This is a genomic window from Streptomyces fulvoviolaceus, assembly GCF_000718165.1.
GTDB lineage: Bacteria > Actinomycetota > Actinomycetes > Streptomycetales > Streptomycetaceae > Streptomyces > Streptomyces fulvoviolaceus.
On record NZ_JOEY01000021.1, the window covers coordinates 119,506 to 140,117 of the forward strand.

Sequence of the window (20,612 nt, forward strand, 5' to 3'; positions counted from 1 at the left end):
TGCATGGAACCTCCATGGGGCGGCAACGGCCGGGAAAACGGGCGGGTTTTGTCATATAGGCATGCGCATCGCGCCACCCGCGGAATCCGCAGCCGCACGACCCCCTGTTTTCACCCGTAGAGCAGATGGGGGGTGGCGGGTGGTTGGTCCCCTGTTCGAACGCCTACGATCCTCTGTTGTGTCCAAACTGACCGACGTGCCCAAACGGATCCTGATCGGGCGCGCACTGCGCAGTGATCGGCTCGGCGAAACGCTCCTGCCGAAGCGCATCGCCCTCCCCGTCTTCGCCTCCGACCCGCTGTCCTCCGTGGCGTACGCGCCGGGAGAGGTGCTGCTGGTCCTCTCCATCGCGGGCGTGTCGGCCTACCACTTCAGCCCCTGGATCGCCGTCGCGGTCGTGGTGCTGATGTTCACGGTGGTCGCCTCGTACCGGCAGAACGTGCACGCGTACCCGAGCGGCGGCGGCGACTACGAGGTCGCCAACACCAACCTGGGGCCCAAGGCGGGTCTCACGGTCGCCAGCGCCCTGCTCGTCGACTACGTCCTCACGGTCGCCGTCTCCATCGCCTCCGGCATCGAGAACCTCGGCTCCGCGGTCCCCTTCGTGGTCGAGCACAAGGTGCTGTGCGCGATCGCCGTGATCGTGCTGCTGACGCTGATGAACCTGCGTGGCGTTAAGGAGTCGGGCTCGCTGTTCGCGATTCCGACGTACGTCTTCGTCGCGGGCGTCTTCATCATGATCGCGTGGGGTGCGTTCCGCGGGCTGGTGCTCGACGACACCATGCGGGCGCCGACGGCCGGGTACGAGATCAAGGCCGAGCACCAGGGCCTGGCCGGATTCGCCCTTGTCTTCCTGATGCTGCGCGCCTTCTCCTCCGGTTGTGCGGCGCTCACCGGCGTCGAGGCGATCTCCAACGGTGTGCCGGCCTTCCGCAAGCCCAAGTCGAAGAACGCGGCGACCACGCTCGCGGCCATGGGCCTGCTCGCCGTCACCATGTTCTGCGGCATCATCGCGCTGGCCATGGTGACCAAGGTCCGCATGGCCGAGAACCCGGCCGTCGACCTGATCCACAACGGCGTCGCGCTCGGCTCCGACTACGTTCAGAACCCGGTGATCTCCCAGGTCGCGGCGGCCGTCTTCGGCAAGGGCAGCTTCCTGTTCATCGTGCTGGCCGCGGCCACCGCGCTGGTGCTGTTCCTCGCCGCGAACACCGCCTACAACGGCTTCCCGCTGCTCGGCTCGATCCTCGCCCAGGACCGCTACCTCCCGCGCCAGCTGCACACCCGCGGCGACCGCCTCGCCTTCTCCAACGGCATCGTGTTGCTCGCCGGCGCCGCGGCACTCCTCGTGTGGATCTACGGCGCCGACTCGACCCGGCTGATCCAGCTCTACATCGTCGGCGTGTTCGTGTCCTTCACGCTCAGCCAGACCGGCATGGTCCGGCACTGGAACCGCCACCTGGCCACCGAGCGGGACCAGGCCAAGCGCCGCCACATGGTCCGCTCGCGCGCCATCAACACCTTCGGCGCCTTCTTCACCGGGCTGGTCCTGGTCGTCGTCCTCGTCACCAAGTTCACGCACGGCGCCTGGGTCGCGCTGCTCGGCATGGTGATCTTCTACGCGACGATGACCGCGATCCGTAAGCACTACGACCGGGTGTCCGAGGAGATCGCCGCCCCCGAGGGCCCGAGCGACGACAGCATCCGGCCGTCCCGCGTCCACTCGGTCGTCCTGATCTCCAAGATCCACCGACCGGCGCTGCGGGCCCTCGCCTACGCGAAGCTGATGCGCTCGGACACGTTGGAGGCTCTGAGTGTCAACGTCGACCCGGCCGAGACCAAGGCGCTGCGCGCGGAGTGGGAGCGGCGCGGTATCGACGTACCGCTGAAGGTGCTCGACTCGCCCTACCGCGAGATCACGCGGCCGATCATCGACTACGTGAAGGGGCTGCGGAAGGAGTCGCCGCGCGACGCGGTGTCCGTGATCATCCCCGAGTACGTGGTCGGCCACTGGTACGAGCACCTGCTGCACAACCAGAGCGCGCTGCGGCTCAAGGGCCGGCTGCTGTTCACACCGGGCGTCATGGTGACCTCGGTGCCGTACCAGCTGCAGTCCTCGGAGGCGGCCAAGAACCGTGCCCGCAAGCGGCAGGACTGGAACGCGCCGGGTGCGGTGCGGCGCGGTCCGGCCGAGCAGCGGGCGAAGGAGACGTCCGCACCGAAGTAGACTGGAGGGCTGTTGCCCGGCCTTTCCCCCCCTTGACGTTGTGGAGTCACCCCGCCATGCAGGCAGAACCGAAGAAATCGCTGGTGGGGACGGAGTACGAGGTCGAGGTGGGGCCCGTCGCCCACGGCGGGCACTGCATCGCCCGTACAGCCGACGGCCAGGTGCTGTTCGTCCGGCACACGCTGCCCGGTGAGCGGGTCGTGGCGCGGGTCACCGACGGCGAGGAGGGGGCCCGGTTCCTGCGCGCGGACGCGGTGTCGGTGCTGGAGGCCTCCAAGGACCGGATCGAGGCGCCCTGCCCGTACGCCGGGCCCGGGCGGTGCGGTGGCTGCGACTGGCAGCACGCCAAGCCGGGGGCGCAGAGGCGATTGAAGGGCGAGGTCGTCGCTGAGCAGCTGAAGCGGCTCGCGGGTCTCACGCCCGAGGAGGCCGGCTGGGACGGCACGGTGCTGCCGGCCGAGGGCGACAAGCTCCCGGCGGGTCAGGTGCCGCAGTGGCGGACCCGGGTGCAGTACGCGGTGGACGCCGACGGCAACGCCGGTCTGCGCCGCCACCGCTCGCACGAGGTCGAGCCCATCGAGCACTGCATGATCGCGGCGCCGGGCGTGAGCGAGCTGGGCATCGAGGACCGTGACTGGTCCGGGATGGCGTCGGTGGAGGCGATCGCGGCAACCGGATCCCAGGACCGCATGGTGATCCTGGAGCCCCGCCCCGGCGCCCGCCTGCCCCTGGTCGAGCTCGACAAGCCCGTCTCCGTCATGCGCGTCGAGGAGCATGACGGCGGCATCCACCGCGTCCACGGTCGCGCCTTCGTCCGTGAGCGGGCCGACGGCCGCACCCACCGGGTGGGCAGCGGCGGCTTCTGGCAGGTCCACCCGCAGGCGGCCGACACCCTGGTGAAGGCGGTCATGCAGGGCCTGCTGCCCCGCAAGGGCGACATGGCGCTCGACCTGTACTGCGGTGTGGGCCTGTTCGCGGGGGCGTTGGCCGACCGCCTCGGCGACAAGGGCGCGGTCCTCGGCATCGAGTCCGGCAAGCGGGCGGTGGAGGACGCGCGGCACAACCTCGCCGCCTTCGACCGGGTGCGGATCGAGCAGGGCAAGGTCGAGAGCGTGTTGCCGCGCACCGGCATCACGGAGGTCGACCTCATCGTCCTCGACCCGCCGCGAGCGGGCGCGGGCCGGAAGACCGTCGAGCACCTGTCGTCGCTGGACGCGCGCCGGATCGCGTACGTCGCCTGCGACCCGGCCGCGCTGGCGCGGGATCTGGGGTACTTCCGGGACGGAGGGTATCGGGTGCGGACGCTCAGGGTCTTCGATCTGTTTCCGATGACTCATCATGTGGAGTGTGTGGCGATCCTTGAACCGGCCGCAAAGGGCTCCTGAACTGCAGTTTTGTGTGCACGCATCATGTGCGGTGTGGGCGTTACGGGCGATATCTTGACGCTGAAATGACGCTCGTGACGCTCATTTGACGCTCGTTCTGATGGGGCGTCAGGCGCGTTTTTGGGCTGGTCAGGGCACTCGCACGGGCGGCCGTAGCCGGACGGTGCTGTACTGAAGAGGCAGTATCTCTCCGCCCAGGGAGGGCGGCATGTGTCCCTCGCCTCCTCCCGATCGGGACGCGTGGCGCCGCCGATCGAGTTGGTCCCGCCCGCCGCGTCTCAGACGCGTCAAGCATCCCTGGATCACTGCGGGCCTGATCGTGCTCGGCTTTCTCGTGGCTTTCGGTGGTCTTGGGGCGCTCCTGGAAGAGCAGGACCGGAAATCCACCACCTCCGAGACGACGCCCTCCGAGACGCGCGACGCCCCCTTGCAGCCGCGCACGAGCGCCCCGACCCCTCCGATCACGAAGCCGCCGCCGGATACGGCGCCACCGGGCGTGGTGGTGCTGCGTGTCATCGACGGCGACACCATCGAAGTGCGCGGCGACGGCCATATCGTGCCGAAAGGCACCGTGGCCCGCGTCCGGCTCCTGGAGATCGACACACCGGAGCGGGGTGCCTGCTTCGCCGACGCCGCCACGGCTCGGACCACCGAGCTGCTTCCGCCGGGCAGCAGTGCGCGCATCCAGCGCGACGCAGAGTTGACGGACCGTTATGACCGCTACCTGCTGTACATCTGGAACGAGCAGGGCACCTTCGTCAACGAATCCCTCGTCAGCAGTGGACATGCCGAAGCCGTCCTGTTCCCGCCCAACGACAAGTACTGGCCGGTGATCTCCCAATCTGAGGACACCGCCCGTCAAGCCGTCGCCGGCCTGTGGGCGGCCTGTCCGGAGACGACCGAGCCTTCGGTACCGGACATGCCCGCACGTCCTGATCTGCCCGATGGGCCTCCGGCCGGCGTCCCCGACGTGGATTGCTCGGACCTTCCCGGTCCCGTGTGGGTCGGCCCCGAGGATCCCCACCGACTGGACCAAGACGGTGACGGCATCGGCTGCGACACCAACTGAACAAGAACTGACGGCTGCGTCCACCGAGCGCGACGTGCGCTTCGGCGTGGACGCGGGCTCACGATGAAGAGGCCGTGGATTGGTCTCGCCTGCATCGGCCAACCGATCATGGCGGGACAAGCCTTGGTGCAGTAAGGCGAGTCATAGATTCTGGGTGAAGAAGGCTGCCAGCTTGTCGGCGACCGGCTTGACGTACTGGTCCAGGTCGTACAGGTCGATGTGTGAGGCGCCCTCGATCAGGAACAGCTCCTTGGGGTGCGCCGCAGCCGCGTACGTCTCTTCGTTGTGAGGTCGGCTGGCGGATTCCGTGCCGACAATCAGCAGGAGGGGGTGCGGCGCGATGAGACTCACCACATCCAACACGGAGAAGACCATCTGCTTCTCCAGCGACCAGGCCAGAACCTTGTTCTCCCACCGGGAGTGTGCCCCGCGCGCCGGATTGAAGTAGTAGTCCGGAGCCTCCTTGAGCGGAGCGAAGGCGTTTTCGGCCTCCGGGCCTGGGATGACGGGGAAATATGTGGGCTCGTCTCCGCGTGAGAACGCCTGCCTGGCCGCACCGCAAGCCTCCAGCGTGGAGGCCAGAATGCCGTGGTCGCCGCCTGCCTGCTCATGAAAGACGCCACGCTGATCGCCTACTCCGCTGACGGTCGCAACGGCCTTGATCCTTCGATCGGTGGCCGCCGCGCGGCGGGCGTGTAGCCGCCTCCACCGCAAATACCCATGGCGCCGATCCGGTCCGGATCCACCTCTGGGCGGTTACCGAGGTAGGTCACCGCGTTCTTGATGTCCTCGATCTTCGCGAACGGGTCTTCGTCGTGGCGGGGGTAGCCTTCGCTCTCTCCGTACGACCGGTGGTCGAAGGCCAGGGCGACGAAGCCCCGGTCGCACAGTTCACGGGCGTAGCGACCGGAGGTCTGCTCCTTGATCCCGCCGCCCGGGCTCACGGTCACCACGGCGGCGCGTTTCTGGCCCGTCTCGTAGTCCTCCGGAAGGTAGAGGTGGCCCGCGACGGTAATCTCGCCGCTGCGAAAATGAACATCGATAGGCACCGTGTGCTCCTTCATTGCTTGCTCCTGGATTCCGCGGCCGAAAGGGACTTCCGGCGAATGAGCGGACCGTGCTGGGGGTCCAGGCTGCGGCAACTGGTTCAGGACGCCGGGCCGCAGTTCGAAGCGGTCAGGTTGATGGTGCCGCGCTGCACCTTCGCGTCGTGGGGCTGCTCGGTGATACCGGCGTTGGTGATGTAGATCCGGTTTCCGCGCACCGCGGTGGCGGTGGGGGAGGCGAGGCCGTCCAAGGCGGTGAGGACGGTTTCGGTGGTTCCGGCGGGGTGGATGACCGCGATCTTGGGGGGTGTGAGGCCGTACTGTGCGGCGAACACCACGTCGGAGCGGTCGTTGAGGAAGTTGAAGTCGTCGGCGCCGGTGAGGTTGCTGGTGACGGTGTGGATCCGGCCGGGTGCGCCGGTGACGGTGACCGGTATCCGCAGCAGGGTGCCCTTCGAGTAGTTGGTGACCCAGACGGCGCCCTTGTGGAAGCGGAGGCCGTTGGCGCCGAGCCGGTACGGTGCGGGAACGGACGGGTCCGGCGTGAAGGCGGGACCGGTCAGCCAGGCGCTCGCCGTTCCGCCGGAAGCCGGGACGGCCCATACGGTGCCTTTGAAGCTGTCGGCGGCGTACAGGGTGCGTCCGGCCGGGTCGAGGGCCAGGCCGTTGGGGAGTCCGTCGGTGGGCAGAGCGGCGATGCGGCGAGGGGTGCCATCGAGGGGCAGCTTCCATATGCCGGACCGTGAGGTGTCGGAGGACTTCACGTTGAAGTAGACGGTGCCGTCGCGGCCGCGCGTGATGCCGGCGAAGGTATCGCCCAGCTGCCCGGCGGCGATCACCTTGCTGCGCCCGGACGGATCGACCCGCACCAGCGTCGGAGGCTTGCCCGCGAAGCTGCCCGCCATGGAGATGGTCAGAGAACCGTCCGGGTTGACGGTGAGGTTCTCCGGCACCTCACCGGCGGCGAAGTCGAACGTGGCGAGCGTCTTCACATCGGTGACGACCGGCCTCGGGGACGTCCGGTCCGTCGCCGCGGACGCGTACGGCGCCGAGACGAGGACGGCCGCCGTCGCGACGATCGCCGCCGCGAGTCTGAACCGCTTCTCCAGGTGGAGGGTTGGCTGGGCTGTGGTGGGGATTCCCATGTGGTTCATCACGCTTTTCTTGGCGTTGGGGGGGGAAGGGACATCGGCGTGCCGCACCTTCGCTAGGGCAGGCGGGCCCAGAAATCGTTGAGGATCTCGGCGCCGACTGCGGGGGCGTCGGCCATCCACCAGTGTCCGGCGTCATCGAGGACGGCGACCTCCGCGCCCGCCTCGGTGGCCATCTCCTGCCGCATGTCGTGGGTGCCGGTGAGCAGGTCGTCCGTCACGAAGAGGGCCAGGCCGGGACGGGCCGCGGCGGCCGAAGCCTTCTGCCCGGCCTGTGCCAGTGCGGGCTGGGCGGCGGACCGGTAGAGGGAGAGAACCGCGCGCCACATGTGCTCGTCGAAGCCGGCGGCCAGCCGTGTGGCGATCGGCTCTCCCACACCCCACTCGCGGCAGTTGGCGATGTGCTCCTCCAGTGATGCCTGGAGCTTGTCCTCCACGAAGCGCTCGCCCTCTCCCGGTGTCTGCACCATGCGTGCCAGCGCGTGCCACTCGTAGTCGGGATGGAAGACGCCGATCGCGTCGCAGACCCAGCTGCGGATGAGGTCGGGCCGGTTCATGGCGAGGTTGAAGACGTGCAGGGCGCCGTAGTCGTGTCCGACGAGGTCGACCGGCTGCTTGAACTCCTCCAGGCAGGCGACCAGCCAGTCGAGATAGCCGTCCAGACTCACGTCGAAGCCGTCCCGCAGCGGCGCGCCGAACCCGGGGGGTGACAGGCAGATGATGTCGTCGCGGTCCAGCTCCTTCAGCAGCATTGACCAGACGGCTGATGTCTCGGGGCCGCCGTGAACGAAGACGGCGGGGCCGTGCGTGCTCATGAAATGCCTCTCGCAAGGGCTCAGAACTGCATGACGCGATGCCTGCCGAGCAAGGTGCTCGCCAGATGCCGCGACTCTAGTACGTACGATCGTACGTAACAATACGGTCGTACGTATCTGCCGGTGCGGTCGACCGTACATGAGCTAGATTGGTGCCATGCAGACAACTCGTCCTGGTGACCAGCGACGCCGGGTCGTCCTGGAGCGAGCCGTGCAGATCGGGTCGGTCGACGGCCTCGAAGGCACGACTCTGGGCCGGCTCGCGACCGACCTCGGCATGTCCAAGAGCAGTCTGCAGGCGCTGTTCCCCACCAAACTGGACCTGCAGCTCGCCACCGTCGCAGCCGCGCACGACGTCTTCTCCGACCGGGTCCTGGGCGCGGCCGGCAGGGCCGAACCCGGCCTGCCCAGTGTGTACGCCGTGCTCGATGCCTGGATCGACTGCCAGGACCTCTTCGACGGCGGATGCTTCTTCGCCGCGGCGTCCCACGAGTTCGACGGCCGTCCCGGCCCCGTCCGCGATGCCCTTCGCAACGGCTTGCGGCGCGGCCTCCAGGTGGTGGCCGAGCAACTACGCCTGGCCGTCCGCCTCGGGGAACTCGCCCCTGACACGGACATCGACCAGCTCGTCTTCGAACTGCACGGCGCGGTCCTCGAATCGAACCTCGCCCGCCAGCTCCTCGGAGACCCCAAGTCCGACGACCGCGCCCGCCGCGCCATCCGCGACCGCCTGGACCGGGCCGCCAGCACCCGACAACCGCAGGTCAACACCCCGGAAGTCCCCGGCGGTTAGCAGAGCTCGCCCACACCGCGTCGGCATCGAGAAAAGGTCATCGAAGGGCGCGGCACAGGCTTCCAGCGGCCCCGGGACGGGCTGACACGGCAATCACTCGGACATCACGGCGGCCAGACAGTGGGAAGCACCCACCGTCTGGCCTACTGCCGCCCTGAACCGCAGTCAACGAACCACGGCCGGCAGGGCCGCCGCGCACTCCGTCCGGTCGCCCGGATCCTGGTCATGCGGATGGAAGGTTGCCTAGGCGCTCGGCCATGTTCAGCTCGAACCCCCTGTCCTTGCCGAAGCCGGCGGCGTTCAGCCTCGTGAGCATCGCCTGTGCTTCGGGCCAGTTGTCCACCCCGGCGAGCACGTGGTTCGAGACCCAGAGGTCCCCTTCCGAGGGGACGCCGGCGCGCGCGTTGACCAGCTTCTTACCGGTCTCCAGCGCGCGCTTCTCGAAGCGGCTCACGCGCTCGGCGAAGGCGTCGACGAATGCGTCGAGTTCGCTGTCGGGAACGGCTCGGTTGATCCAGCCATAGCGTTCGGCGATGTCCGCGTCGAAGTCGTCCGCGCCGAGGACGATCTCGAGGGACCTTGAGCGTCCCACCAGGGCGGCGAGCCATTCGACGCCGCCGCCGCCCGGAATGGAGGAGCCGGCGACCTCGATCAGGGAGAACACCGCCCGCTCCCTCGATGCGAAGCGCATGTCGCAGGCGAGGGCGAACTCGAACCCCTGGGCTCGGGCTCGGCCGCGCACCTTGGCGATGCTGATCACGGAGGACTGTGCGAGTCGGGTCACGAAGCTCGGCCAGTGGTCGAACGACGCAGCGCCCGGCTGGTCCGGTACCACGCCATGCTGCTCAAGGTCGTGGTGGTTGACGAAGAAGTCCTCGTCCCCGCTCTCGAAAACGACGATCTTGAGATCGGTGTCGCGCTCGATCTCGTCCATCAGGACGTTCAGTTCCGCGAACGTCTCCAGGTCGAAAAGGTTCAGCGGGGGATTGTCGAAGACGATCCGCCAGTAGGAGGGCGATTGGCGGATGATGCTGAGTCGATTGGTGACGGCCATGCTGCGTACTCCGTTCAGAGGATCATTGCGAGGTGGGGTGCCGATTCAGGCGCCGGCCTTCGACAGCGCCTCGAACTCGTCGTCGGTGAGCTCGACACTCGCGCCGGCGAGGTTGTCCTCCAGGTGCGCGACGCTCGACGTCCCCGGGATCGGGAGCACGACCGGGGAGCGCTTGAGGAGCCAGGCGAGGGCGAGCTGCGACGGTGAGGCGCCGTGCTGCTTGGCGAGTTCGGTGAGCGGGCTGCCTTCGCCGGTGAGCTGTCCGGTCGCGAGCGGGAACCAGGGGATGAAGCCGATGCCCTGCTCGGTCGCCCAGTCGAGCAGCTCTTCCGAGGAGCGGTTGGTGAGGTTGTAGAGGTTCTGCACGGAGACGATCGGCGCGATCTCCTGCGCGGCCTCGACCTCGGCCACGGTGACCTCGCTGAGGCCGATGTGGCGGATCTTGCCCTCGTCCTGGAGCTTCTTCAGCTCGCCGATCTGGTCCTCGAACGGGGTGTCGGGGTCGATGCGGTGGAGCTGGAGCAGGTCGATGCGGTCGACGCCGAGGCGGCGCAGGCCCAGCTCGACCTGCTGGCGGAGGTAGTCGGGGCGGCCGAGGGGCGTCCAGAGGTTGGGGCCCTGGCGGGTCTGGCCGACCTTCGTCGCGATGACGATGTCGTCACCGTACGGGTGCAGAGCCTCACGCAGGAGGCCATCGGTGACATCAGGACCGTAGGCGTCGGCGCTGTCGAAGAAGTTCACGCCGAGCTCGGCGGCGCGCCTGATCACACGGACGGCTTCGCCGCGGTCCTTCGGCTCGCCCCAGACGCCCGTGCCGGTCAGCTGCATCGTGCCGTAGCCGAGGCGGTTGATCTTGAGGTCGCCGCCGAGGCGGAAGGTGCCCGAAGCCTCTGCCGGGCGGGTGTCGGTTGCCTTGCTCATGGGGGTGGTCCCTTCGGATCGGAGATCCGGACAGGTCGCGTACCCGGTCGTGACCGGGGCACCATGACCTGACCGCGTGCCATGACCCCACGATGCATCCTTGACATCTATGTCAAGGTCAAGCCGGACCGAGGTGACCCACCTCTCCGCAGGACGCGTGCGGCTTCCCGCTTGACCTTCCACCAGTGTCAACGTTCGACCCTGGGATCACGACGAAAGCACGACACCCCGAGGACGCGGCCCAGTTTCCCTGACGTCCCGGGGCGCCGCGACCGCGAGAGGGGTCGAGTGAACCAGACGTGGCGAAGGAGCAGGGTATGAGTGCGCAGGCAATCCGGGTCGGGATCATTGGGACCGGCTTCTGGGCGAGCTACGGGCACATCCCCGCGTTGCGGACCCTCCCGGAGTTCGAGGTGGTCGCAGTGTCGGCGCGCCGGAAGGAATCAGCGCAGCAGGCGGCCGAGAAGTTCGGCATCCCGCATGCCTACGAGGACGCCCACGACCTGATCAAGGACCCCGATGTCGACCTTGTGGCGGTGCTGACCCCGACTTCACAGCGAGTGCCGCTCGTGAAGGCCGCCATCGAGGCCGGGAAGGACGTCTACAGCGAGTGGCCGCTCACCACCCGTACGTCGGACTCGGAGGAACTGCTTGCCTTGGCCGAGGCGAAGGGCGTCCGGCATGTCGTCGGGCTCCAGCGCCGTCAGGGGCCCGCCGTTCGCTATGCGCGGGACCTGGTGGCGCAGGGCTATGTGGGGGACGTACGGGCCGCTCGTATCTCGGTCGGTGTGGACGCCTTCCCGCCCGTGATGCCGGAGAAGGTCGCCTGGACCTTCGACGTCGATGCCTTCACTCACGTGCTGTCCATCTACGGCGGACACTTCCTCGACGTGCTGTTCCAGATCGTCGGCCCTCCAAAGGACCTCACCGCGATCGTCGAGACCCAGTTCCCCGAGCTCACTGTCCTGGAGACCGGCAAGACCGTTTCCTCCGCCAAGCCCGACGAGGTCATGGCCATCGGCACCCTGGAGAACGGCGGCTTGTTCTCGGTCCAGCTGGAGGGCGCTCAGAAGTTCCCGACGGGCCTGCAGATCGACATCACCGGCACTGAGGGCGTCCTGCGGCTGACAAACGACCGTGCCTTCGAGAACGCCGAGGACAACACCGTCCATGGCGTCAACGGGGACAGCGGCAACGGGGCCACGCTCGCGGTGCTGCCCGTTCCCGAGGAGTACCGGTCCCTCCCGGACGCCTCGCTCGACGAGAGCGTGCAGGACCTGGCCCACCTGTATGCCGCGTTCGCCCGGGACAAGGCCACCGGCACCAGCGAGGCGACCACGTTCGAGGACGCCGTAAGGCAGCATCACCTGATCGACCGGACCCAGCAGGCGTCCGAGGAATTCTCGGCATAGAGAGACCGGCGGGACGGCATGCGCCGTTGTCCAAGGAGAGGCGGGCGTCATGCCGCAGACCTACAAGATCGGCGTCCTCGTGTTCCCGGGCGCTTGTCTGCTTGATCTGGCCGGCCCGCTCGAGGTGTTCGCGGAGGCCAACCGGGAGGGCACGCGGTACGAGGTGCAGACCCTCTCGGTCGACGGGCAGGACGTGACCGCGTCGATGGGGATGCGGATCCCTGTCGACGCTTCCGCCTTCGACGCCGGGCACTTCGACATCGTGCTGGTTGCCGGAGGGGAGGTTTTCCCCATCTCGCCGGTCGCGCCGCACCTCGCTGAAGCGGCTCGGTTCCTGGCGGAGCGCACTCAGCGGCTCGCGTCGATCTGCACCGGTGCATTCGTCCTCGGATCGGCCGGACTGCTCGACGGGCATTCCGCCACCACGCATCCGGACCATGCCGCCGAACTCGCGGCCCGCTACCCGGCGATCACGGCCCGTACCGATTCCAGCTATATCAAGTCCGGCTCGGTCTACAGCTCCGGATGTTTCACCGCGGCGATCGACCTCGCTCTGGCGCTTTTCGCCGAGGATCACGGAACGGACGAGGCGCGATCCGTCGCCCGTTCCCTAATCGTCTTCCAGCAGCGAAGAGTTCACCGAGCGCCGCATTCAGATCTCCTCTCCGGAATCGTCCCGCGCAACGCCGCCCTGCGTGGACTCATTCAGCACATCAACGAGGACCCGGTCGGCCCGCACACACTCGCCGATCTCGCAGAGAGGGCCCGTGTCAGCCCTCGGCAGCTCACCCGGCTCTTCCGCGCGGAACTGGACACGACACCACAGAAGTACGTCGAGAACGCGCGGTTCACGGTGGCGAAAGCACTCATCGAAGGAGGCCATTCCGTCTCCTTCGCGGCGGCCAACGCGGGCTTTGGCACACCGGAGGCGCTGCGTAGATCCTTCGTCGCGCACACCGGATCCCCGCCGTCCGAGTTCGTGCGTCGTCGGCGCCCATCCCACCGATCCGGCCCTCCTTCGCTCGGATAGCGCCGTATCCGCCGACGGGACATACCGGTGAAACAAGGCAGTGCGAATACTCTCCCAACCCCTTCCGGCCATGTGGATCCGGCCAACGGCAATGGCGAGGCTCGCCGACCGTTGCTGCCGTTGCCACCGCAAGACCGGTCGGCTGCGAATGGAGAAGAAATGCCTGCTTTCGAAGGCGCCAGAAGTTCCGAAGGCGCCATACCCGACCAGTCCAGTCGGCTCAAGAGCCTCGGTGTCGAGCTCAATGCCCTCAACACCATCGCCGAGGAGGAGCGCACCCAGAGGCCGCGTTCCCTGTTCTGGCCGTGGTTCGGATCGAACGTGTCCGTGCTCGGGCTGAGCTACGGCTCCTACCTGCTCGCCTTCGGAATCTCCCTGTGGCAGGCCACGATCGTCGGGCTGGTCGGGGTGGTGTTCTCGTTCTTGCTGTGCGGGTTCGTGTCGATCGCGGGCAAGCGCGGATCCGCGCCCACGATGGTGCTCAGCCGCGCCCCCTTCGGAGTGCACGGCAACCGCGTCCCCTCCGTGCTGTCGTGGCTGCTCGCCGTCGGCTGGGAGACGGTGCTCGCCTCTCTCGCCGTGCTGGCCACGGCGACCGTGTTCACCCAGCTGGGCTGGGACGGCGGTGTGGGCACGAAGATCCTCGCCCTGGCCGTGGTCGTCGTACTCGTACTGGCCGGGGGCATCGCCGGATTCGATGTGATCATGAAGATGCAGAAGTGGATCACCATCGTCACCGGCGTGCTCACCGTCGTCTACATCGTGCTGGTCTTCGACCACATCGACTTCGCCGCCGTCAGCGATCTGCCCGCCGGATCGCCCCAGGTCCTCATGGGCGGCTGCGTGTTCGTCATGACCGGCTTCGGTCTCGGCTGGGTGATCTCCGCCGCCGACTTCTCGCGCTATCTGCCCCGGAGCACGCCGTCGTCCCGGGTGGTCGGCTGGACCACGTTCGGCGGTTCGCTCGCCCCGGCCGTCCTGTTGATCTTCGGCATCCTGCTCGCCGGCTCCTCGCCGAAGCTGAACGCTGCCATCGGGCTCGACCCGATCGGAGCGCTGGCCACCCTGCTGCCGACTTGGTTCCTGGTGCCGTTCACGATCGTCACCGTGCTCGGCCTGGTCGGCGGAGCGGTGCTGGGCATCTACTCGTCCGGCCTGGCCCTGCTCAGCGCGGGCATTCCCGTCCCGCGCTACGTCGCCGTCGGCGTCGACGGTGTCCTGATGACGGCCGGGGCGATCTACGTCGCCTTCTTCGCCACCAGTTTCATCGGCCCCTTCCAGGGCTTCCTCATCACCCTCGGCGTGCCCGTGGCGGCCTGGTGCGGCATCTTCCTCGCCGACCTGCTCCTGCGCCGCGAGGACTACGTCGAGCGAGACCTCTACGACCCACGCGGCCGCTACGGCAGCACTCCCGCCCTGCCCCTGCTCATCCTGGGCGTTTCCACCGTCGTCGGCTGGGGGCTGGTCACCAACACCTTTGCCGGATGGCTCACTTGGCAGGGGTTCCTGCTGGAGCCGTCCGGGCTCGGCGGCCGTAGCGGCGCGTGGGCCTACGCGAATCTGGGGGTGCTGGTCGCGCTGGTCCTCGGCTTCGCGGGGACACTGCTCCTCTCCCGGGCCGCCGTACGCCGCCAGGAGTCACCACCGGCGCCGGCCGAGGCTCCGGACGCGATCCTGGACCCGGTCCAGTGAGCGCCGACGAGGTCGCCGCCGAGATCGACGTCGACACGACCCCGCTCTTCTCGTACGACCGCAATGTCTTCGGCCAGTTCGTCGAACACTTCCACCGCGAGATCTACGGCGGCATCTACGATCCGGGATCGCCGCTGGCCGACGAGCGCGGATTCCGCACCGACGTCCTCAACGCCCTCCGCGCCCTCCAGGTCCCCGTCGTCCGCTGGCCGGGCGGGTCCTTCGCCTCCGGCTACCACTGGAAGAACGCCGTCGGACCGGACCGCACCGCGGTGTTCGACCGGGCCTGGCGGGTCAGGGAGTCCAACCGGTTCGGCACCGACGAGTTCCTTGCGTGGACCGCGGAACTCGGCGCCCAGGCATACATCTGCACCAACGCCGGCACCGGCACGCTCGACGAGATGAGCGACTGGGTGGAGTACTGCAACGCGCCCACCGGCACCGAATGGGCCGACCGGCGTGCCACCAACGGCCGACAGCGGCCCTACGGCGTGCGTTATTGGAGCGTCGGGAACGAGAACTACGAGGAGTGGGAACTCGGCGCGGAGGACCCCGAGGCATGGGCACGCCGCGTGACCGAAGCAGCCAAGATCATGCGGCGCGTCGACCCGACGATCCGCCTGCTCGCGGCCAGCAACGGCGATCCCCAATGGACCTTGCCGATGCTCCGCAGCGCGGGGAAGTACCTCGACTACATCTCCGTCCACCGCTACTGGGACGCTCTCGCCGACCACAACCAGCCGGCCGGCTATCTGGGCAGCATGGCCCACACCATCGAGCCCGAGCGCACCATCGTGCAGCTCATCGCCCTCCTGGAAGTATCCGCCACACCTCACATCTCGATCGCCTTCGACGAGTGGAATCTGCGCGGCTGGCACCATCCCGAGGGCAACGGCCCCGACGCGATCGGCGCCCGTGACCTCAACGACGACAACTCCACCTACACGATGGCCGACGCGATCTTCGCGGCCTCGTTCCTGAACGCGTGCATCCGGCACGGCGATCGCGTACGGATGGCCAACTTCGCTCCCGGCGTCAACGCCCGCGGGCCCCTGTACGTCCACGAGACCGGCGTAGTGAAGCGCTCCACCTATCACGTCTTCGAGATGTACACCTCGCTCCTGGAGACACACACCCTCCCGGCCCTCGCGCGCACCCGAGGTCTGGACGCGGAGGGCACCGAGGTACCGCTGATCGACGTCGCCGCCACCGGCGATCCGGAGTCGGGCACCGTCTCGATCGCCCTGCTCAACAAGTCGCCCGAAAGCGCATCACTCGTGCGGCTGCGCGTGAACGGTGCCCTGGCCACGGACTCGGCCACGGTCACTGTCCTTGGAGCGGCATCGCCCGACGCCTTCAACGACGTCGCACACCCCGACGACGTGCGCCCGCACACCGACACGATCAAAATCATCGACGGTCGTCTCACTCTCGCCCCCCACAGCGTCATTGTCGTACGCCTCGACGCGGAGCCCAGGGACAGGAAAGGGCTCAGCTGGACCATCGGCACCTCGGGGACGCGCGGCCCGGGGAACACCCGTACCGGATGACCGACGCTTCTGTTTTCAGCGCCGCCCCGGCTCCCCTCTGAAGGGAAGCCGGGGCGGGATGCGTTGGGGTCAGTGGTGGCCGTCGCCGCCCGTGATCTCCCGGTACTCCTCGACGGTGGGCTTCGGGATCTGGGACTCCTCGCCGTAGTAGGCGTGGCTCAGCTTGGCCCGCAGCTTCTCGGAGCCCTTCACCTTGCGCGCGGCACCGTTCTCGTCGACCGCCGGTCCGATTGCGACCGGCTCGTACTGCTCGTACGCCGTGAGGGTGTGCAACTGCTCCTGGCTGAGCGGCTCGTGGACCTCGATGAACTCACCGTGCGGCAGGCGCTTGATGATGCCGGGGTCTCGGCCGTGCAGCGCCTTCGGTTCCAAGTCGGTCAGGGCGAAGTCCATCTGATGCAGCAGTTCCAGGGCGAAGATGTCGTTGCAGCCGGCGATCAGCACCACGAAGACTCAAAAGTCCTGAGGCGGCGGAAGCTGGCGATCGGCCGGGCCCGCTCCGGCGACTGCCTACGCGGCTCCGGCGGTGCTCCGTGCCGACGTCGCTTCGCTGACGGCGTCGATGTAGCTGTCGATGGCGTTCCGGTTTCGGGTGAGGCAGTCGATGCGGTCCGTCATCCGGTCGCGCTCCACGGCGAGGAGTTCGAGCAGTTCCGGTTCGGCGTCATCGACGACGATCTTCAGAGGGCTGCCGAGGCACGGCAGCATCTGCTTGATGATCCGGGTGGGAATGCCGCTGTCGATCAGCCCGCGGATCTGGGTGACCCGGCCCACCAGATAGTCGTCGTACTCGCGGTAGCCGTTGGGCAGCCGCCGCGGTTCGATCAGCCCCTGCGCCTCGTAGTAGCGCAGCGACCGCGCGGGTGTGTCCGTCAGCTTCGCGAGCTCTCCGATGCGCATGTGGCCGTCCTCACTTCCCATCAGCAGGCTCTGGGTTTGACCTTGACATCAATGTCAACCATGCACCGTAAGGTTATGACTCAAGTACAACAGGCGCCTACCCCCACTGGCCAGTCGGGTCGCCTTCCGCTCAGCGGCCTGCTCGCCCTCGCGGCCGGCGGCTTCATCACCATCATGCTGGAGACGATGCCGGCGGGAATCCTGCCGGCGATCAGCGGCGACCTCGGGATATCGGAGTCTGCCGCGGGCCAGACAGTGACCATCTTCGCGATCGGATCCATTGTCGGCGCCATCCCGCTGATCAGCGCGACGATGGGGTGGCCGCGCAGGCGACTGCTGCTCCTGGCTCTGGCCGGGTACGCCGTGACCAGCGTCGTCACCGGGCTGTCCGGCTACTTCGCCCTCACCCTCGCGGCCCGGTTCGTCGCCGGACTGTTCGCGGGCGTGCTGTGGGCGATCATCGCGCCGTACGCCCGGCGCATGGCGGCACCGCACCAGCAGGGCAAGGCCCTGACCATCGCACTGGCGGGCACCCCGATCGCGCTCGCGATCGGTACCCCTGTCGGAACACTCCTGGCCGACCTGATCGGGTGGCGCGCCACCTTCGGGGTGATGACGCTGCTCGCCGGTCTGGTGATCGTCTGGGTGCTCGCGGCAGTGCCGGACTTCCCCGGACAGGCCAAGGGGGAGCGCACGCCCGTCGGTCGGGTCTTCGCCATCCCCGGCGTGGTCCCGGTCCTTCTCGTCGTCTTCCTGTACGTGATGGCGCACAACGTGCTCTACACCTACATCGCCTCCTTCCTCGCCCCCGTCGGCCTGGACGGCAATGTCAGCGCCGTGCTGCTCGTCTTCGGCGTCGCCTCTCTGGCCAGCATCTGGATCACGGGCATCCTCATCGACCGCCATCTGCGGCTCCTCATGATCAGCAGTACCGCGCTCTTCGCGCTGGCGGTGCTCGCACTCGGCCTGCTGGCCTCTCTTCCCGTCGTTGTCTTCCTCAGCGCCGCGCTGTGGGGACTCGCCTTCGGTGGAGCCGCGAGCCTGCTGCAGACCGCCGCCTCCAACGCGGCCGGTGACGCCGTGGACACCGTCCAGCCGGTCATCGTGACCGGCTGGAACATCGGCATCGCCGGCGGCGGAGTCGTGGGCGGACTACTCCTCGGCGGCCTCGGAGCCTCGTCCCTGGCCTGGGGAACCCTCGTGCTCCTGGTCGTCGCGCTCCTCATCACCATCGCCGGACGGCGCCACGCCTTCCCCGCCCACCGCGGGTGACCTGAGGCCATGCCGCGCACCACACCCCCGAAGGAAACTCCGGCAGGTCTGCATCCACGCGAAGGAGAAGCACTGTGAAGAAGCAGATGCACAGCGAACCAGCACACCCGTGGCAGGACAAGCGGCTGACACCGGACGAACGCGCCCGGCTCGTCGTCACCGCGATGACCGAGGACGAGAAGTTCGCCTGGCTCTCCGCGCCGATCGCGGTCCCTATCCCCGGCCGCCCGCCGATCCCGGACGGTGCATTGGGCTCGGCGGCGTTCTACCCGCCGATCGAGCGCCTCGGTATCCCGGGCATCCAGCAGTCCGACGCCAGCCTCGGCGTGGTCAACCCCGGCGGTGTCCGCGAGGGTGACGAGGCCACCGCGCTCCCGTCCTCACTGCTGCTCGGCGCGACGTTCGACACAGAGACCGCCCGCGAGACCGGGGCGCTCCTCGGCCGGCAGGCGCGGGCGCAGGGATTCGCGGTGTTGCTCGCCGGCGGCGCGAACCTGGTCCGGGAGGCCACCGGCGGCCGTAATTTCGAGTACGTCGGCGAGGATCCGCTCCTCACCGGCAGGCTCGTCGGCGCGTCTGTCGCGGCAATCCAGGCCGAGGGCGTGGTGTCCACGGTCAAGCACTTCTCCCTCAACGCGCAGGAGACCGGCCGGGTGATGGCGGACTCCCGCATCGAGGAGGCCGCCCACCGCGAGTCCGACCTGCTCGCGTTCCAGATCGCGATCGAGGAGGGCCGGCCCGGGTCGGTCATGCCCGGCTACAACCTCGTCAACGGCCACTACGCCGGGGAGAACGCCCACCTCATCAACGGCGTCCTGAAGGGCGAGTGGCAGTTCGAGGGATGGGTCATGTCCGACTGGGGCGCCACTCACAGCACCGAGAAGGCCGCGCTCGCCGGTCTGGACGTGCAGTCCGGCGCCGACTTCGATGCCGAGCACTACTTCGGCGAACCGCTGCGTGCCGCGGTCCGCGAGGGCCGCGTCCCGCCCGAGCGCATCGACGACATGGTCCACCGGCAGCTGAGGACCCTGTTCCGGCTCGGCGTCATCGACAACCCGCCGACGCCCGGCGGCCCGATCGACCTCGCCGCGGGCCGCCGTATCGCCCAGCGCGCCGCGGAACGCGGCCTCGTCCTGCTCAAGAACGAGGCCGACACCCTGCCCGCGGCACAGGGCCTCGACCACATCCTGGTCATCGGCCGCCACGCCGACGCCGGCGTCCTCGCCGGCGGCGGGTCCTCCGCCGTCACGCCCAAGGGGAGCCTCGTCGAGCCGTCCGGCTTCGACCGGGTCTGGTCCGACCGCGTCCACCACCCGTCCTCCCCCCTGGAGGCCATCCGGGCCGAGGCCGGCGCCGGGCGCGTGGACTTCCTCGACGGCACCGACCACGACGCCGCGGTCGCCGCCGCCGAGGGCGCGGACCTCGTCGTGATCCTCGCCGAGGAGTGGCGCGCAGAGGGCCTCGACCTGCCGGGCGTCGGACTCCCGGACGGGCAGGAGGACCTCATCGAGAAGGTGGCCGCCGCGAACCCGCGGACCGTCGTCGTCATCGAGTCCGGCGGCGCCGTCAGCGTGCCGTGGGCGTCGAAGGTCCCTGCCGTCATCGCGGCGTTCTACCCCGGGATCGGCGGAGCGGAGGCGATCGCCGGAGTACTGTTCGGCCGGGTCAACCCCTCGGGTCGTCTCCCCGTCACATTCCCCGCCCACGTCGGCCAGTTGCCGCGCCCCGAGCAGTGGGACCCGGCCACGACGACATCGAACCCGAACCAGGAACGGATCGGGGAGATCTTCGAGGTCCCGTACGACATCGAGGGCAGCGACGTCGGCTACCGCTGGTTCGCCCGCGAAGAGCACACCCCGCACTACCCGTTCGGCTGGGGGCTCTCGTACACGACCTTCGCGTTCAGCGGTCTCACCGTCACCGCCGATGGCGCGGACGTGCGGGTGCGAGGAGTCGTCACAAACACCGGGACCCGCGAGGGGGCGGCCGTGCCGCAGGTCTACGTCGGCCGTGCTTGCCAGGACGGCGCAGACTTCGTCCCGCGTCTCGCCGCGTTCGACCGGGTGCACCTCGAAGCTGGCCAGAGCCGCTCGGTCGAACTGTGCCTCGAACCCCGCGTCCTCGCCCGATGGGACGACGTCGATGGCGCCTTCCACATCGCGGGCGGCGACTATGAGGTCCGCATCGGGGCGCATGCCCTCGACGAGGACGGCCCGACCCAGACCATCAAACTCGCAACCTCACTCCTGCACTGACACCCGCCCAACGAGAGGCCCTTGGCTGACGAACCTGTGG

At 68.5% G+C, this 20,612-nt stretch carries 17 protein-coding genes and 1 pseudogene; 10 read left to right on the top strand and 8 right to left on the bottom strand.

All coding sequences use genetic code 11. The features are described from left to right. Window positions 1-178 precede the first annotated feature (178 nt). The 3 genes from IG08_RS0122970 to IG08_RS0122980 all read left to right on the top strand — a co-directional run bounded on the left by IG08_RS0122970 (window position 179) and on the right by IG08_RS0122980 (window position 4,681). Window positions 179-2,227, top strand: coding sequence for an APC family permease (locus IG08_RS0122970; RefSeq protein WP_030605589.1), 2,049 nt, complete (start codon window positions 179-181; stop codon window positions 2,225-2,227). Window positions 2,228-2,283: 56 nt separating this feature from the next. Further along, window positions 2,284-3,612, top strand: coding sequence for a class I SAM-dependent RNA methyltransferase (locus IG08_RS0122975; RefSeq protein WP_030605591.1), 1,329 nt, complete (start codon window positions 2,284-2,286; stop codon window positions 3,610-3,612). Window positions 3,613-4,108: 496 nt separating this feature from the next. Beyond that, complete coding sequence (locus IG08_RS0122980; protein ID WP_043454928.1) at window positions 4,109-4,681, top strand: thermonuclease family protein; 573 nt, start codon at window positions 4,109-4,111, stop codon at window positions 4,679-4,681. A gap of 141 nt (window positions 4,682-4,822) precedes the next feature. On the opposite strand, the gene IG08_RS60715 is transcribed toward IG08_RS0122980, so the two are convergent. The 4 genes from IG08_RS60715 to IG08_RS0122995 form a co-directional block, all read right to left on the bottom strand. Beyond that, window positions 4,823-5,395: an alpha/beta hydrolase family protein gene (locus IG08_RS60715; RefSeq protein WP_199820891.1), complete on the bottom strand. Its 573-nt coding sequence runs from the start codon at window positions 5,393-5,395 to the stop codon at window positions 4,823-4,825. Beyond that, window positions 5,314-5,745 carry an alpha/beta hydrolase gene (locus tag IG08_RS60720; RefSeq protein ID WP_199820892.1) on the bottom strand — a complete coding sequence of 144 codons (432 nt, stop codon included), beginning with the start codon at window positions 5,743-5,745 and terminating at the stop codon, window positions 5,314-5,316. Before IG08_RS60720 ends, IG08_RS60715 begins: the two co-directional genes overlap by 82 nt. Before the next feature lie 83 nt (window positions 5,746-5,828). Then, a complete protein-coding gene (locus tag IG08_RS0122990) occupies window positions 5,829-6,881 on the bottom strand; it encodes an SMP-30/gluconolactonase/LRE family protein (protein WP_234342944.1) in 1,053 nt (350 codons plus the stop codon). A gap of 53 nt (window positions 6,882-6,934) precedes the next feature. Then, window positions 6,935-7,693 (bottom strand): alpha/beta fold hydrolase, encoded by a 759-nt coding sequence (locus IG08_RS0122995; protein ID WP_030605597.1) that lies wholly within the window; start codon window positions 7,691-7,693, stop codon window positions 6,935-6,937. Between the two features lie 157 nt (window positions 7,694-7,850). Between IG08_RS0122995 and IG08_RS0123000 the strand changes: the two genes are divergently transcribed. Then, window positions 7,851-8,486, top strand: a complete 636-nt coding sequence (locus IG08_RS0123000; protein WP_063757785.1) for a TetR/AcrR family transcriptional regulator — start codon at window positions 7,851-7,853, stop codon at window positions 8,484-8,486. A 223-nt stretch (window positions 8,487-8,709) separates the two neighbouring features. Here the strand turns inward: IG08_RS0123000 and IG08_RS0123005 are convergent, their stop codons facing one another. Both IG08_RS0123005 and IG08_RS0123010 read right to left on the bottom strand, forming a co-directional pair. Then, a complete protein-coding gene (locus tag IG08_RS0123005) occupies window positions 8,710-9,540 on the bottom strand; it encodes an enoyl-CoA hydratase/isomerase family protein (protein WP_030605602.1) in 831 nt (276 codons plus the stop codon). Window positions 9,541-9,585: 45 nt separating this feature from the next. Further along, the gene (locus IG08_RS0123010; RefSeq protein ID WP_030605603.1) at window positions 9,586-10,461 is read right to left on the bottom strand and encodes an aldo/keto reductase; all 876 of its coding nucleotides are present in this window, start codon (window positions 10,459-10,461) and stop codon (window positions 9,586-9,588) included. A gap of 317 nt (window positions 10,462-10,778) precedes the next feature. Between IG08_RS0123010 and IG08_RS0123015 the strand changes: the two genes are divergently transcribed. The 4 genes from IG08_RS0123015 (at window position 10,779) to IG08_RS0123030 (ending at window position 16,145) form a co-directional block, all read left to right on the top strand. After that, window positions 10,779-11,873, top strand: a complete 1,095-nt coding sequence (locus IG08_RS0123015; RefSeq protein WP_030605605.1) for a Gfo/Idh/MocA family protein — start codon at window positions 10,779-10,781, stop codon at window positions 11,871-11,873. A gap of 49 nt (window positions 11,874-11,922) precedes the next feature. Continuing rightward, window positions 11,923-12,903 carry a GlxA family transcriptional regulator gene (locus tag IG08_RS0123020; protein WP_043454930.1) on the top strand — a complete coding sequence of 327 codons (981 nt, stop codon included), beginning with the start codon at window positions 11,923-11,925 and terminating at the stop codon, window positions 12,901-12,903. Window positions 12,904-13,062: 159 nt separating this feature from the next. Beyond that, window positions 13,063-14,595: a purine-cytosine permease family protein gene (locus IG08_RS0123025; RefSeq protein ID WP_078655700.1), complete on the top strand. Its 1,533-nt coding sequence runs from the start codon at window positions 13,063-13,065 to the stop codon at window positions 14,593-14,595. Further along, window positions 14,592-16,145, top strand: a complete 1,554-nt coding sequence (locus IG08_RS0123030; RefSeq protein WP_052424833.1) for an alpha-L-arabinofuranosidase C-terminal domain-containing protein — start codon at window positions 14,592-14,594, stop codon at window positions 16,143-16,145. Before IG08_RS0123025 ends, IG08_RS0123030 begins: the two co-directional genes overlap by 4 nt. Window positions 16,146-16,214: 69 nt before the next feature. Here IG08_RS0123030 and IG08_RS0123035 read toward each other — a convergent pair. Continuing rightward, window positions 16,215-16,508 (bottom strand): annotated as a pseudogene (locus tag IG08_RS0123035) (cytochrome bc1 complex cytochrome b subunit); the annotation flags it as partial. Window positions 16,509-16,655: 147 nt separating this feature from the next. Further along, a complete protein-coding gene (locus tag IG08_RS0123040) occupies window positions 16,656-17,045 on the bottom strand; it encodes a MerR family transcriptional regulator (protein WP_030605618.1) in 390 nt (129 codons plus the stop codon). 75 nt (window positions 17,046-17,120) lie between these two features. Between IG08_RS0123040 and IG08_RS0123045 the strand changes: the two genes are divergently transcribed. Next, a complete protein-coding gene (locus tag IG08_RS0123045) occupies window positions 17,121-18,317 on the top strand; it encodes an MFS transporter (RefSeq protein WP_030605620.1) in 1,197 nt (398 codons plus the stop codon). A 74-nt stretch (window positions 18,318-18,391) separates the two neighbouring features. After that, a complete protein-coding gene (locus tag IG08_RS0123050; RefSeq protein ID WP_199820893.1) occupies window positions 18,392-20,572 on the top strand; it encodes a beta-glucosidase in 2,181 nt (726 codons plus the stop codon). Window positions 20,573-20,612: the final 40 nt, after the last annotated feature.

Coding starts and splice junctions, on each gene's coding strand:
- IG08_RS0123025 (WP_078655700.1), top strand. CDS start 13,063: ATGCCTGCTTTCGAAGGCGCCAGAAGTTCCGAAGGCGCCATACCCGAC.
- IG08_RS0122990 (WP_234342944.1), bottom strand. CDS start 6,881: ATGAACCACATGGGAATCCCCACCACAGCCCAGCCAACCCTCCACCTG.
- IG08_RS60720 (WP_199820892.1), bottom strand. CDS start 5,745: ATGAAGGAGCACACGGTGCCTATCGATGTTCATTTTCGCAGCGGCGAG.
- IG08_RS0122995 (WP_030605597.1), bottom strand. CDS start 7,693: ATGAGCACGCACGGCCCCGCCGTCTTCGTTCACGGCGGCCCCGAGACA.
- IG08_RS0123010 (WP_030605603.1), bottom strand. CDS start 10,461: ATGAGCAAGGCAACCGACACCCGCCCGGCAGAGGCTTCGGGCACCTTC.
- IG08_RS0123020 (WP_043454930.1), top strand. CDS start 11,923: ATGCCGCAGACCTACAAGATCGGCGTCCTCGTGTTCCCGGGCGCTTGT.
- IG08_RS0123005 (WP_030605602.1), bottom strand. CDS start 9,540: ATGGCCGTCACCAATCGACTCAGCATCATCCGCCAATCGCCCTCCTAC.
- IG08_RS0123000 (WP_063757785.1), top strand. CDS start 7,851: ATGCAGACAACTCGTCCTGGTGACCAGCGACGCCGGGTCGTCCTGGAG.
- IG08_RS0123015 (WP_030605605.1), top strand. CDS start 10,779: ATGAGTGCGCAGGCAATCCGGGTCGGGATCATTGGGACCGGCTTCTGG.
- IG08_RS0122975 (WP_030605591.1), top strand. CDS start 2,284: ATGCAGGCAGAACCGAAGAAATCGCTGGTGGGGACGGAGTACGAGGTC.
- IG08_RS0123040 (WP_030605618.1), bottom strand. CDS start 17,045: ATGCGCATCGGAGAGCTCGCGAAGCTGACGGACACACCCGCGCGGTCG.
- IG08_RS0123045 (WP_030605620.1), top strand. CDS start 17,121: ATGACTCAAGTACAACAGGCGCCTACCCCCACTGGCCAGTCGGGTCGC.